The organism is Brevundimonas sp. AJA228-03, from assembly GCF_017795885.1.
Lineage (GTDB): Bacteria > Pseudomonadota > Alphaproteobacteria > Caulobacterales > Caulobacteraceae > Brevundimonas.
This window is the reverse complement of record NZ_CP059297.1, coordinates 1,036,930-1,051,087: the sequence shown is the minus strand read 5'-3', so window position 1 is coordinate 1,051,087 and position 14,158 is coordinate 1,036,930. Positions and strand designations below refer to the sequence as shown.

The window sequence follows — 14,158 nt, the reverse complement described above, 5'->3', positions numbered from 1 at the left end:
CCCGTGAACCGATCCGTTCTGTATGCGGCGCTGATCGCCCTGCTGGTGATCCTGTCGGGGATCAGCCTGATGGCGGGACGCGTCTGGGTCCCCTTCGAGGCCTGGCTGCAGCCCGATGTCGATCCGCGCTGGGCCATCGTGTTCGAGCTGCGGCTGCCGCGCACGCTGCTGGGGATCGTCGTGGGTGCGGCCCTCGGGCTGTCGGGCGCGGTGCTGCAGGGCTACACGCGCAACCCCCTGGCCGATCCGGGTGTGCTGGGCGTGTCCTCGATGGCGGCGCTGGGTGCCGTGCTGACCCTCTACTACGGCGTGACGGCGGTCGCGCCCTGGGCTCTGCCGGTCGCGGCGATCAGCGGGGCGCTGATCGGGGTCGGCGTGCTGATGCTGCTGTCGGGCTCGGCGTCCAGTCTGGTGACCTTCATCCTGGCGGGCGCGATCCTGAACATCCTGTCCAGCGCGGGCGTATCGCTGGCCCTGTCGCTGGCTCCCAATCCCTGGGCGGTGAACGAGATCGTCGACTGGCTGATGGGCTCCCTGGCGGACTGCAGCTTCGAGGAGGTGTGGATGGCATCACCGCTGATCGGGCTCGGCTGTGCTCTGCTGCTGACCCTCGGACGAGGGCTGGACGCCCTGACCCTGGGCGACGTCGGGGCGCGGTCCCTGGGCATTTCGATGCCGCGGATGCGCTGGACCCTGGCGCTGGGCGTCGGCCTGGCGGCGGGCGCGAGCGTGGCTGTGACCGGGGTGATCGGCTTCGTCGGCCTGGTGACGCCGCACCTGCTGCGGCCCCTGGTCGGGGCCAGGCCCGGCGCGCTGCTGGTGCCTGGCCTTCTCGGAGGCGCGGTCATCGTGCTGGCGGGCGACATCCTGGTGCGGCTGACCCCGTCGGCGGACGAGGTGAAGCTGGGCGTCGCCATGGCGGCCCTGGGCGCGCCCTTTTTCCTTGTCCTGCTGCTGCGCCTGAGGAGCAAGATCGCATGAGCGTCCTGTCCTGCACTGCGCTGGGCGTGAAGATCGGGCACAGGTCGATCCTGTCGGACGTCAGCCTGTCGATCGCGGCGGGCAAGGTCACCACCGTGGTCGGCCCGAACGGAGCCGGAAAATCGACGCTACTCGCCTGTCTGGCGGGTCTACGCCAGCCGACCGCGGGCATCACCCGGCTGGACGATGCCCCACTGACCGGGCTGAAAGCGCGCGAGCGCGCCAAGCGACTGGCCTTTCTTCCCCAGACGCCAGAGATCGCCTGGACTGTCGACACGCGGACACTGGTGGCACTCGGCCGTACACCCTTCATCGGAGCGCGAGGTCCGGCCCGGGACGACCATGCGGCGGTCGACCGGGCCATGATGGCCGCCAATGTCACAGCGTTCGAGCACCGGATCGTAGACACCCTGTCGGGCGGAGAGCGGGCGCAGGTCTTGATCGCGCGGGCCCTGGCCGGAGAACCCGAGTGGCTGCTGGCCGACGAGCCGCTGACGGGCCTCGACCCCGCGCACCAGCTGGATGTGGCGGCCCTTTTTCGTCGGCTGGCGGACGACGGGGTCGGCGTCGTCGTCACGCTGCACGACCTGTCGATGGCGCTGAGACTATCGGACCGCATCATCGTCCTGGCCGACGGACGTGTGCTGGCCGACGACCCGCCCGCCACTGCCCTGTCGCCCGAGATGCTGAAGCGCGCCTATGGTGTGGAGGCCAGCCTGACCCGTGGGCCGGGGGGCCCCCGGGTCGATGTGATACGGCGTGCCCGGAGCCTGATCGGCTGAGGTAGAATCGCTTCGCGATTCCGCCGACGCCGTGAATCAGGCTCCGGAAATCAGCGAGGGCATGATTCACGCTTCCGGCGGTGCGGATTACATGGGACCAGAAAGTCGCACCACATCCGGGCTCAGGCCGATGCCCCTTGCCAACCAACATTTGTCATACTAATCGGGAGCCGGGCGCAGTGGCCGTTTATGTCAAATTGACACCGGTATCATCGACTGTGTGAATTGGCCGAAGGGCCGGGTTCAGGCTCCGTAGAGGGCCGAACGGTGGAGGGTTGAAGACTATGAGAACAGCACATCTGCGTCATCTGCGAACCGCGGCTTCTGCCGGCGTTCTGATGTTCACGCTCGCGACCTCCAGCGGGGTCTGGGCTCAAACCGCCCCGACATCTGCACCGCAGGACGAGGCGTCCGAGGTCGACGAAGTGGTCGTCACAGGTATTCGTGGTGCGCTGCGCAGTGCCCTGGCGACCAAGCGCAACGCCAACGTCATGGTCGATGCGATCAACGCCGAGGACATCGCCGACTTTCCGGACGCCAACCTGGCCGAGTCGCTTCAGCGCTTGCCGGGCGTGTCCATCGACCGCGACAACGGCGAGGGCCGCACCATCACCGTACGCGGGCTGGGCAGCGACTTCACCCGCGTCCGTCTGAATGGCGTCGAGGCGCTGTCGACGGCCGGTGCCTCCATCGCAGGCGATAGCCCGAACCGCAGCCGCGGCTTCGACTTCAACACCTTCGCCTCCGAATTGTTCAACTCGCTGAAGGTCCAGAAGACCGCTTCGGCCGAAACGGAAGAAGGCTCGCTGGGGGCCACGGTCGATCTTCAGACCGGCCGGCCGCTTGACTACTCCGACCGCCGCTTCGCGTTCTCGGCGCAGGATGCCTATTACGAGAATGGCGAGACCAACAATCCGCGCTTTGCCGGACTGGTTTCGGACCGCTGGCATTTCGATGGCATTGGCGAGGTCGGTATCCTGGCCTCGGCGGCCTTCAACCGTCGCGACCAGACGATCGACAGTTATCAGCGCCAGGCCGGTCAGTCCGACTACATCTATCGCGGCGCCACCTTCGCAGGCACACCGAACATCGCCGCCGGCAGTCAGATCCAGACCCGTCAGGGCTTCGCCGCCCCCACCGGTACCAACTGCAATGGCACGCTGCCCGGCATCGTCGGTGTCATCCCCGGCGTCAACATCACCAACCAGTCCTATTGCGACGCGCTGCGCGGCTCGAACCCCACGGCCTATGCACTGATCAACAGCCCGATCGGCTCGACCCTGCGCAACAACAATGCGACGGGGACGGCCGCGGGCAGCACGGTCGCGGCCGGCTCGCTGGTCCGTATCCCGGCCCTGCCGACGCTGAACCAGCAGGACCTGCATCAGGAGCGCACCGGCCTGACCTTCTCGGCCCAGTGGCGCCCGAGCGAACGGACGACGATCAGCTTCGACGGCGTCTATTCGCAACTGGACCAGATCTCGACCAACTACCAGATCGTTCCCGTCGGCCTGAACCGCAACAACACCCAGGGCACAGCCAACCCGGCAACCTATCAGCTGGCCAATGCGACGGCGACCGGCACAGCCGCCCAGAGGCGCGCGCTGTATGCGACCTGCAACGCTCGCGCCGAGACGGCGATCCTGGCCGGTATCGATTGCGGTCAACAGATCTATGGCACCACACCGGTCGCTGGAACGCTTTCGGGCTTCAGCTTCAACCCGAACAACCTGGAACCCTTCGACTACTACAACAGCCCATCGTCGCGCGGTTACATCGCCGATCCCCTGGGGCTGGGAATGCGCAATGCTCTGATCGGTCGGCCGGGAATCCGGCTGATCGATGCGGCGCTGAGCCCGACGGGTGCCAACGCCGACTATCTGGTGCTGAGCAACGTCGACATGCGGTCCGCCGCGGACGAGGCGCGCTACACGACCTTCTTCCAGCAAGGCACGGTGAATCTGGAGCACGAGTTCAGCGACACGTTCCGGATGCGGGCGATCTATGGCGAGAGCCGCTCGGTCAACAAGACGCAAGGCTCACTGGTCGAGTTCACCCGCCTGAACTCCGGCTCGGGCGCGGCCGGCGACGGCTATTTCGTCTATGATGCGCGCGGCGGCGGCGACATGCCATCGCTCAATTTCGGCTTCGACGTGGCCAATCCGGCCAACTGGGACGTGGTCAAGGGCTTCTCGGCAATCCGCTACTTTCAGCGGACGGTCGACAACCACTACGAAGGCGGCAACATCGACTTCGCCTGGGACGCCAATCCGTATCTGACGCTCAAGACCGGGATTCAGCGCAAGCGCTACACCTTCTACACGACCGCCCTGCAGCGTGAATCGGCACGCGAGACGCTGAACCCCAGCCTCATCGAGGCGGGGGCCACCATCGGTCAGGTCGGTGCCGTGCACACCTTCGGCCAGGGCCTCGACCTGCCGACCGGAACACCCACGCGCTTCTATGCCCCGGACCTGGACGCCTTCCGCAACCTGTTCGACTTCGAATGCAACTGCGTCAACAAGTGGAACGACTGGCGCATCTCGACGAAGTTCAACTTCGCCCAGACCTTCGAGATCAAGGAAACGGACCTGAGCTATTTCATCCAGGCCGACTTCAACGTTCCTGTCTTCGGTCGCGACCTGCGCGGTAACGTCGGTCTGCGCCGCGCCCAGACGGGCCTCGACTCCAACGGCTTCACCAATCGCGGCCGGGCGATCAGCGCAGACAACGACTACAACAACACCCTGCCGTCGCTGAACCTCGCCTATGAGGTCGCCGACGACATGATCATCCGGCTGGGTGTCGCCAAGGTCATGTCCCGCCCGCTGCTGGGCAACCTGGCCCCCAGCGTCACGGCCTTCACCGTGCCGAACGGCCTGGGTGCAACGACGGGCGGCGCAATCACGATCGGCAACCCGAAGCTGGCTCCGTTCACGGCCACCAACTACGACCTCAGCTTCGAATGGTATTTCCAGCCCGACGCCCTGTTCTCGGTCGCCATCTTCGACAAGGAAGTGGAATCCTTCCCGCAGACCCTGGTCGGTGACGGCACCCTGTCGTCCATTCTGGATGCCACAGCCATCGCCGAGCTGCGGGCCGAGTTCGAAGTCCTGGCCGCCGACACCACCCAGTCAGCCGCTGCGCGTCAGCAGGCCCAGAACCAGGTCGACTACATCAACGCGGATCGCCCGTTCGGCATCCGTCAGTTCCGCGATGCTCCGGGCGGCTACATCCGCGGCGTCGAGGTCAACTATCAGCAGAACCTGATCTTCCTGCCCTGGTATTTCGAAAACCTGGGCATCCAGGCCAACTACACCCACCTCGAATCGGAGCTGAACTACATTCTGACACCGGCTCCGCTGGTCACAGGCGTGGGGCCATTCACCGGCGCATCGCCCGACGCGTTCAACTTCACGGTCTTCTACGAAGTGCCCAGGTTCTCGGCGCGCGTCTCGACGGCCTATCGCGCGGACTATGTGACCCAGTATCCGATCGCCTCGGGCACGACCGATCCGGGCTTCTCGGACTCGCCGCTGGTCAACGACTTCCTGGGCAGCGAGAAGACGCTGAACGTGGATGCCTCGGTCACCTACAAGCTGACCGATTTCGTCACCCTGACGGCCGAAGCCCTGAACCTGACGAACCAGACGACCAACCGCTGGGGCTACGCCGACGATCGCGTGACCACCAACTATGGGTCGACGGGACGTCAGTTCTTCATCGGTGCCCGCGCCGTCTTTTAGGACGTCCCTCGAAGACATGGATCAGAATGGGAGCGCCGGTTTCAACCGGCGCTCCTTTTCGTTTGGCGAAACATGGATTTGGAGCGGACCCGCCCTCTTTCGCCAAGCCACTCACCGGACGCCTACAGGGCGCGGTATCTGAAGTTCCTGAAACGGGCCTCGCCCTCCCCGGCCGCATAGATCGCAGGCCGCAGCATCATGAAGCCGCCACGGACGTTCTGGTTATAGCCGGACACCTCCATGCCCCGATCAAACCTCTTCCAGGTCACCCCGTCGGCAGACGTGTCGAAATAGACATTCTGGAAGGCGTTGGTCAGGCGGATCTGCATCCGGGAGCCGTAGGCGTGCTCGGGCCGACCCCGCTCGATGCCGTACTGGTGGGTGACGAACCTGGCCGGGTCGAAGCCCAGCCCGGCATACAGCTGGCGATCATAGAACAAGATCAGACCGGCGACCGTGGCCGGATCGATCTCGATCTCGCATTCCAGCACATAGCCCTGATCCCCCTGCACGAAGGTCAGGGGCGAACAGTCGCTGGGGGCCGTGCCCTTGGCCCGCATGTGCAACACCCCGTCGGCCCGGGTCAGGCGGGATTTCTCATCCGCCTGCGGATCGTAGAAGCTCCACTGGATACCGAACTTGTCGGTCGAGAAGTCGTCCGACAGCGCCATGCCGTGAGGCACGGCCTGGCCCCCCGCCGGGATCGGCAGGGGCGTCGCCAGATCGCCGCCCCTGGCGCGAAACCAGCCGTCCTCGGTCCATTCGACCGGATCCAGCAACGTCTGGCGCCCCAGGCTCCAGTAGGCGTTCTCATAGCCGTGGTAGACCATGTACCAGTCGCCGGCCGGTCCCTCGACCAGGGTCGCATGGCCCCGCGACCACCATTTCTCGGCCCCGGACACGGTGCGCACGATCGGATTGTGCGGGCAGTTCTCCCACGGGCCGTGGATCGACCGCGACCGGGCGGCGATCACCATATGCCCGGTCGGCGGACCAGCGGTGCCACCCACGGCCGTGATCATGTAGAAATAATCGCCCCGCTTCATCAGCTTGGGCCCCTCGGGCGCAAACCCCTCGACGATCCAGTCGTCGGGATAGCGCCAGGGGTCGTAGACGTGCTCCAGCGCTCCGTCGGTCGCCAGGCCGTCGTCGGTCAGCCTGACCCGGTCGCCCCCGCTCAGGAACAGATAGCGCTTGCCATCCTCGCCAACGATGTGGCCGGGATCGATCCGGTTGGGCAGTTTCAGGTCGATCGGCTCGGACCAGGGTCCCTCGATCGCATCCGCCCAGATGACATAGCTGGACCGGTAGTCGGGAAAGCGCGCCGGAATATAGACATAGTAGCGATCTCCGTGCTTGCACAGCTCCGGAGCCCAGACCGAGCCGATATTGGTCGTCAGGGCCGCGACCACCGGCTGCCAGTTCACCAGATCGCGCGAATGCCAGATGTGGATGCCGGGCACGGATTCGAACGACGAGAAGGTCATATAGTAGTCGTCGCCGTCCTTCAGGATCGAAGGATCGGGGTGATCGCCCGACATGATCGGGTTCAGATAGGTGCCGTCGCCCAGATCGGCCTTCCTCTGGTTCTCGATGCCCCGCGCCCATCGCATGTGCGCCCATTCACGGCCCAGTGGCGCGGCGTCCTCGTTGCTCTGGGCCAGAACCGAACGGCCCGGAAATGCGGTCAGGGCAACGCCGCCCAGAAGGCTCGACAGCGCCGCTCGGCGGTGGATGGATGGCATGGCGAACCTCGGTTGAGACAACAAATCAGCGGACGAAGAGCGCCAGAGCCCGGATCGTGCCGTCCGGGTTGTGGACCGGATCGACGACCCTGGCGCTTCCAGGCGTGTTCCGGTCGGACAGTTGCGTCTGTGACGGAAGCGCCGCTGCGGGCAGTGTCGGCGCGTCGTTCGACGAAGCGGCCTCGATCCGAGGCAAGGCGACCGCCGCGCAGCGCACCCCGAGGCTATGCGTGCGCCCCGACCTGAACGGCCTCATGCGGCGTCAGTCTCACGCAGATATCCGATCAAGCGGCTCATGTTGTTGATGTACAGACCCGTGGAAATGCCTGTCGGACCCGTCGGCTCGGTAAAGGGTGAAGTGTCCCAGTCATCGCCGACCTGGCCGCGATCGACGAAGCCGGGCGGCGGCTCAGCGGGACCATCACCCCGGTAGGGATGGCTGGTCGTGCGAAGTTCCTGGGGCCAGTAGCCTTCGTCGTTCAGCCCGGCGATCAGATCGACGACAGCGTCGGCCCGCGCTGCGGCAGCCGTGACGTTCAGGTCCGACCCGCCCACCGCCTGGGTGATGACATAGGGGGGCAACAGGGACTCCCCTCGCCCGAGCAAGACCGAGTTTCGGGTCGCCTGTTCGGGCGTCAGGCCTTGCACACGTTGATAGCGGGCGCGCAGTCGGGCGACGTCGATGTGCTTCTCCGGCCGAATGCCTGCGGTGTCGAAATCGGTCCAGTATTCCCCGTTCTGCGCGTTAGAGCCGCGCCGGTGGGTGGCGATCAGCCGACCCGTGCCCGGCTCGTAGTTGCGATAAAAATTGCGGCCGTCGGCGGTCCATTGATCGCGCGGAAGTTCGAGGCCGGCGATCCAGTCGATCGCCTCGCCGACCCGCGCCAGATATTTCGGCTCGCCGGTCAATTCGTAATAGTCGAGCAGCTGATTGACCGCCGCCGCCGTGCCGTGAGGCGTGATCGAGGCGGGCTCATAGGTCCGGGCCGGTGCCGGCTTCAGATCCGGCGTGTACTGCATCGCCCAACCGGGGGTCGGCTGCGGCTGCCGCAAGGCGATCATCAGCTCCATCGCGCGCACCAACGGCTCGCGAACGCGCTCCTGGCCCAGTTGCTGGAGCACCAGCAGCAGGAAGTCGATGTTCTCCTGGGCGACCTCGTCGTTCAGGGTGATGTGTCCGGTATAGTCGGGGCGTCCGTGATTGCTGAACTCGCCCGCCTTCGGGAAACGCTGCGGCCAGCCGCCGACCGGATACTGGCTGTCCAGAACGAAGCCGATGACCTTGTCGACGGCAGCCAGGAAGCGGGGCTCGCCCTTCTCCCGATGCAGCCGGAGCAGGAATCGTCCGCACTCCACCGTCGCATGGTCGTCGAAGGTCGCGTTGCCGTAATAGTGCTGGAATTCCTCCAGCCGCCAGCCATTGCGGCCGATGGTTTCGTACCAGCGACGCAACGACGCCTCGCCGTCGAAATCGATGATGTAGTTCCAGCCCCCGCCGGGATGCTGGCCCGCGATCAGGGCGTCGCCGGCGCGCTCGGCCGCCTCGTAGTAAAGCGTCTCGCCCGTCGCGTGGTAGGCGTCGAGAAAGATCTGCCCCATCTCCGGCGTGCCCGGGGCCTGGGTCCAGATCATGCCGGGCCAGGCCTCCATCTCGCCCCAGCGGCGAGACAGGTCCGCCAGATACGACCAGACATAACCGCCACGGGTCGACACACGCTCGGTCATGAAGGTCGTGGCGCGGCGCATGGTGTCCATGACGGCCTCCCGCTCCGCGCGCGGTGCCACCCACGCACCCACCGCGCCCGCAAGCGGTGCAGCGGAAGCGCCGACAAGCCAGGTCCGTCGCGTCAGCATTCGACAAATCCTCCGACTACAGGGAAGTCCGATCTTCGTCGGCACCTCCGCACAGCTTCTCGCTCACTGATGATATGATAATACTTTTGAATGGAATGCTAGGGAGTCCGGCATGACAGTCTGGACCAGAGCCATCCATGTTATCGCTACCACATCGGCAGAATGTGGACGGAGACGCGCGTGAAGCTGATTGACGACATGCCCGAAGACTGGCGCGAAGGGTCCTTCCTCGGCCGCCTGCTGTTGGCCGAAGGTCCAACACCCGTCCTGCTGCGCCGTGGCGAGGTGCTCGACATCTCGGCGACCGCACCGACCACGGCACAGGCGATCGCCCGGGGTCATACTGCGTCGTTGACCGGCAACAATCTGGGCCCCCTCGACGCTCTTCCCCTCAACGACGATTCCGCGCTGCCCCGCCTGCTGCCGCCGCTGGACCTGCAATGCGTGAAGGCCTCCGGCGTCACCTTCGCCGTCTCTGCGGTCGAGCGCGTGATCGAGGAACGCGCTCGGGGGAACCCTGGCGCGGCCCGGACGATCCGCGCCGCTCTTGCCGAACGCGTCGGCTCCGATCTGTCGGCGGTCAAACCGGGCTCGTCCGAGGCCGAGGCCCTGAAGTCCGTGCTGATCGAGGAAGGGCTCTGGTCACAGTATCTCGAAGTCGCGATCGGCAAGGACGCGGAAATCTTCACCAAGGCCCCGGTGCTGGCCACCGTGGGCTGGGGAGACCAGGTCGGGGTTCGCTCCGACAGCGCCTGGAACAATCCGGAGCCGGAGATCGTGCTGGTCTGCGACCCGACCGGCACGGTCGTCGGCGCAACACTGGGCAACGATGTGAACCTGCGCGACATCGAGGGCCGTTCGGCCCTGCTGCTCGGCAAGGCCAAGGACAACAATGCCTCGGCGGCCGTCGGTCCCTTCATCCGGCTGTTCGATGAGACCTACGGCATCGAGGACGTGCGCAATGCCGTCGTGTCCCTGACGGTTACGGGCAAGGACGGGTTCGTCATGTCGGGTCAGTCGTCGATGCGCCTGATCAGCCGCGATCCGCTCGATCTGGCGGCCCAGACCTGTTCGTCATCGCACCAGTATCCGGACGGCTTCGCCCTCTATCTCGGCACCATGTTCGCGCCGATCGACGACCGCGACGCGCCGGGTCAGGGATTCACCCACAGGACCGGCGACGAGGTCTGCGTGTCGTCGCCGAGGCTGGGCGTGCTGCGAAATCGGGTCACGGCCTGTGAGGATGCGCCGCCGTGGACCTTCGGCATCTCTGCCCTGATGGCCAATCTCGCCGGGCGGGGCCTGCTGTGAGCGGAGCCCTCTATCCGTCGCTGAAAGGCCGCCTCGTGGTCGTAACCGGCGGCGGCAGCGGCATCGGGGCGGCGTTGACGGAAGGGTTCGCGCGGCAAGGCGCGCGGGTGGTGTTTCTCGACGTCGCCGAGTCCGAGTCCCAGGCCCTCGCCGTCGCCCTGGCGGACTGTAGTCCGCCGCCGCTGTTCCGGGTCTGCAATCTGCAGGAGCTGACGGTCCTCCGCACCACCCTCGCCGGGATCATCGCCGAACACGGCCCCATCGATGTGCTGGTCAACAACGCGGCCAACGACGACCGGCACACCCTGGCGGAGGTCACCCCTGCCTATTGGGATGACCGCATCGGGGTGAATCTGCGCCACCTGTATTTCGCCGCCCAGGCCGTCGCGCCGGGCATGCGCGAACGGGGTCGAGGCGTCATTCTGAACCTGGGGTCGATCAGCTGGCATCTGGGTTTGCCCGACCTGTCCATCTACGAGACCGCCAAGGCCGGGATCGAGGGCATGACACGAGCCCTCGCGCGCGAACTGGGCGTCGATGGCGTGCGGGTCGCCTGCATCGTCCCCGGCAATGTGAAAACACCCCGCCAGATGAAATGGTACACACCCGAGGGCGAGGCCGAAATCGTCGCCGCCCAATGCCTGAAGGGCCGGATCGAACCGTCGGACGTCGCGGCGCTCGCGATGTTCCTGGCCTCGGACGACGCCCGTTTCATCACGGGACACGAGTATTTCGTCGACGCCGGCTGGCGCTGAGCGAACAATCGGGCCGTCAGAGCCCTGGAACGGAGGAAACGAGAATGGCAGGACCGACAGGCGGATCAGGACCCGATATCGCGGGGACCGATCAGGTCAATATGGCGTTTATCGCCCTGATCGTCGCGGTGGCGACCATCGGTGGCTTCATGTTCGGCTACGATTCCGGCGTCATCAACGGCACCCAGGACGGGCTGGAGAGCGCCTTCAACCTGTCGGCGCTGGGGACCGGTTTCAACGTCGGGGCCATCCTGCTGGGCTGCGCGTTCGGGGCCTTCGCGGCGGGGCGTCTGGCCGACCTGATCGGGCGCAAGACGGTCATGCTGATTGCCGCGGCCCTGTTCATCGTCAGCGCGGTCTGGGCCGGTGCCGCCGACAGTTCCGCCCACTTCATCATCGCCCGCTTCATCGGCGGTCTGGGAGTCGGGGCGGCCAGCGTCCTGACCCCGGCCTATATCTCGGAGGTCACCCCGGCCTCGATGCGAGGTCGGCTGTCCAGCGTGCAGCAGATCATGATCATCACCGGTCTGACGGGTGCCTTCGTCGCCAACTATGCCCTGGCGGCGACTGCGGGAGGATCGACGGCGGCGTTCTGGCTGGGCTTCCCTGCCTGGCGCTGGATGTTCTGGCTGCAGGTCGTGCCCGCCGCCATCTATCTGGCCGCCCTGCTGTTGATCCCCGAAAGCCCGCGTTTCCTCGTGGTCAAGAATCGCGACGCCCAGGCCGAGGCGGTCCTGTCCAAACTGTTCGGCCCGACGGCCGGAGTCCGCAAGGTCGCCGAGATCCGCGCCTCGCTGGCCGCCGACCACAAGCCCAGCTTCCGCGACCTGCTGGACCCCGCCACCCGCAAGGTCCGCCCCATCGTCTGGGCCGGACTGATCCTGGCGGTGTTCCAGCAACTGGTCGGCATCAACATCGTCTTCTACTACGGCGCGACCCTGTGGCAGTCGGTGGGCTTTTCGGAGAACGACGCCCTGCTGATCAACATCGGCTCGGGCACCCTGTCGATCCTGGCGTGTCTGGCGGCCGTCGCCGTCATCGACAGGATCGGCCGAAAGCCCCTGCTGCTGATCGGTTCGGCCGGGATGTTCGTGACCCTGGCCATCGTCGCATGGTGCTTCTCGCAGGCCCAGACGATCGACGGCGCGGTGCACCTGCCGGGCCAGGTCGGGCTGATCGCCCTGATCGCGGCAAATGCCTATGTCGTCTTCTTCAACCTCAGCTGGGGTCCGGTGATGTGGGTCATGCTGGGCGAGATGTTCCCCAACCAGATGCGCGGCTCGGCGCTGGCGGTGGCCGGGTTCGCCCAGTGGATCGCCAACTTCGCCATTTCGGTCAGCTTCCCGGCCATGGCGGCGGGACTGGGCCTGCCCGCGACCTACGGCTTCTATGCCGCCAGCGCCCTGGTGTCCTACTTCCTCGTTCAGGTCTGGGTTAAGGAGACCCGGGGTCGCGAGCTGGAAGACATGACCGGCTGATCGAGCGACCCCCTCCCCGGCGACGCTCCCCCGTCGCCGGTCTCTTCTTCAAAGGATACGCCATGACCGAGACCCTGAACCTCAGCCACCTGATTGACGGCGAGCGTGCGGAGGTGGCCCGGCCGGGCGAGAGCCACAATCCATCGAACACCAATGAGGTCGTCGCCCGCACCCCCGATGGCGGTCAGGCCGAGGTCGACGCCGCCGTCGCCGCCGCCAGGGCCGCCTTCCCGGCCTGGTCAGAGGCCTCGCCCGAGGTTCGCTCCGATGTGCTGGACCGTGCGGGGACGCTGGTCATGAAGCGACGCGAGCAGCTGGGTCGCCTGCTGTCTCGCGAGGAAGGCAAGACCCTGGCCGAAGGCATCGGCGAGACTGTCCGCGCCGGTCGTATCCTGAAGTATTTCGCCGGCGAGGCCCTGCGCCGTCACGGCCAGAACCTGGACAGCGTCCGCCCCGGCGTGGAGATCCAGACCTATCGTCAGGCGGTCGGCGTCTATGGCCTGATCACGCCCTGGAACTTTCCCATCGCCATCCCGGCCTGGAAGGCCGCGCCCGCCTTGGCGTTCGGCAATACGGTGGTGATGAAGCCGGCGGGACCGACGCCCGCGACGGCCTCCGCCCTGGCCGACATCCTCGTCGAGGCGGGCGTCCCGGCGGGTGTGTTCAACCTCGTGATCGGTCGGGGCGGCGTGGGCCAGGCCATCGTCGATCATCCGGACGTGGACGGCCTGTCCTTCACCGGATCCCAGAGCGTGGGTGCCGGCGTGGCCCTGGGGGCCGTCAAGCGTCAGGCGCGGGTGCAGTTGGAGATGGGCGGCAAGAATCCGCTGATCGTGCTGGACGATGCCGATCTGGTACGCGCGGTCGCCATCGCGCTGGACGGGTCGTTCTTCGCCACGGGTCAGCGTTGCACAGCCTCCAGCCGCCTGATCATCACCGACGCCATCCACGACCGGTTCGTCGCCCTGCTGGCCGAGAGGGTCGCGGCCTTGCGGGTCGGCGACGCGCTGGACCCCGACACCCAGATGGGCCCGGCCGTGTCCGAAGCGCAAATGGAGACCAGCTACCGATACATCGACATTGCCCGCGCGGCGGGCGGCCGCATCGTCACCGGCGGCGAGCGGCTGAGCCTCGCCAACCCCGGCTGGTACGTCCAGCCGACCCTGATCGCCGACACCGATCCGGCCATGCGCATCAACACCGAGGAAGTCTTCGGCCCCGTCGCCTCAACCATTCGGGTCAAGGATTACGAGGAGGCCCTGTCCGTCGCCAACGGCACCGAATTCGGTCTGTCGGCCGGCATCGTCACCACCAGCCTGAAGCACGCCCGCGACTTCCAGCGCCGTGCCCGCGCCGGCATGACCATGGTCAATCTGGCGACGGCGGGCGTCGACTATCACGTGCCGTTCGGGGGCTCGAAAGGCTCCAGCTACGGTGCCCGCGAACAGGGCTTCGCCGCCGTCGAATTCTTCACCCAGACCAAGACCAGCTACTCCTGGAGCTGAG

10 protein-coding genes are annotated in these 14,158 nt (G+C 66.3%); 7 read left to right on the top strand and 3 right to left on the bottom strand.

Translation table 11 applies throughout. The features are described 5' to 3' along the window. Window positions 1-3 precede the first annotated feature (3 nt). The 3 genes from HZ989_RS05210 to HZ989_RS05200 all read left to right on the top strand — a co-directional run bounded on the left by HZ989_RS05210 (window position 4) and on the right by HZ989_RS05200 (window position 5,509). Window positions 4-981: a FecCD family ABC transporter permease gene (locus HZ989_RS05210; RefSeq protein ID WP_371812982.1), complete on the top strand. Its 978-nt coding sequence runs from the start codon at window positions 4-6 to the stop codon at window positions 979-981. Next, complete coding sequence (locus tag HZ989_RS05205) at window positions 978-1,763, top strand: ABC transporter ATP-binding protein (protein ID WP_209322570.1); 786 nt, start codon at window positions 978-980, stop codon at window positions 1,761-1,763. Before HZ989_RS05210 ends, HZ989_RS05205 begins: the two co-directional genes overlap by 4 nt. A 338-nt stretch (window positions 1,764-2,101) precedes the next feature. Continuing rightward, window positions 2,102-5,509, top strand: coding sequence for a TonB-dependent receptor domain-containing protein (locus HZ989_RS05200; protein WP_245162463.1), 3,408 nt, complete (start codon window positions 2,102-2,104; stop codon window positions 5,507-5,509). Between the two features lie 122 nt (window positions 5,510-5,631). Here HZ989_RS05200 and HZ989_RS05195 read toward each other — a convergent pair whose 3' ends face one another. The 3 genes from HZ989_RS05195 to HZ989_RS05185 are packed head-to-tail and all read right to left on the bottom strand — an operon-like array spanning window position 5,632 to window position 9,108. Continuing rightward, window positions 5,632-7,254 carry a family 43 glycosylhydrolase gene (locus HZ989_RS05195; protein WP_209322568.1) on the bottom strand — a complete coding sequence of 541 codons (1,623 nt, stop codon included), beginning with the start codon at window positions 7,252-7,254 and terminating at the stop codon, window positions 5,632-5,634. A gap of 25 nt (window positions 7,255-7,279) precedes the next feature. Then, window positions 7,280-7,450 (bottom strand): hypothetical protein, encoded by a 171-nt coding sequence (locus HZ989_RS05190; protein WP_209322567.1) that lies wholly within the window; start codon window positions 7,448-7,450, stop codon window positions 7,280-7,282. Between the two features lie 56 nt (window positions 7,451-7,506). After that, window positions 7,507-9,108 carry a pectate lyase gene (locus tag HZ989_RS05185; protein ID WP_209322566.1) on the bottom strand — a complete coding sequence of 534 codons (1,602 nt, stop codon included), beginning with the start codon at window positions 9,106-9,108 and terminating at the stop codon, window positions 7,507-7,509. 180 nt (window positions 9,109-9,288) lie between these two features. Between HZ989_RS05185 and HZ989_RS05180 the strand changes: the two genes are divergently transcribed. The 4 genes from HZ989_RS05180 to HZ989_RS05165 all read left to right on the top strand — a co-directional run bounded on the left by HZ989_RS05180 (window position 9,289) and on the right by HZ989_RS05165 (window position 14,157). Beyond that, window positions 9,289-10,419, top strand: a complete 1,131-nt coding sequence (locus tag HZ989_RS05180; protein ID WP_209322565.1) for a fumarylacetoacetate hydrolase family protein — start codon at window positions 9,289-9,291, stop codon at window positions 10,417-10,419. Next, window positions 10,416-11,174, top strand: coding sequence for an SDR family NAD(P)-dependent oxidoreductase (locus HZ989_RS05175; protein ID WP_209322564.1), 759 nt, complete (start codon window positions 10,416-10,418; stop codon window positions 11,172-11,174). The genes HZ989_RS05180 and HZ989_RS05175 overlap by 4 nt, the downstream gene beginning before the upstream one ends. 44 nt (window positions 11,175-11,218) lie before the next feature. Then, entirely contained in the window at window positions 11,219-12,652 is a 1,434-nt protein-coding gene (locus HZ989_RS05170; RefSeq protein ID WP_209322563.1) for a sugar porter family MFS transporter, read from the top strand. 62 nt (window positions 12,653-12,714) lie between these two features. Then, entirely contained in the window at window positions 12,715-14,157 is a 1,443-nt protein-coding gene (locus tag HZ989_RS05165; RefSeq protein ID WP_209322562.1) for an aldehyde dehydrogenase family protein, read from the top strand. The last annotated feature ends 1 nt before the right edge of the window (window position 14,158 follow it).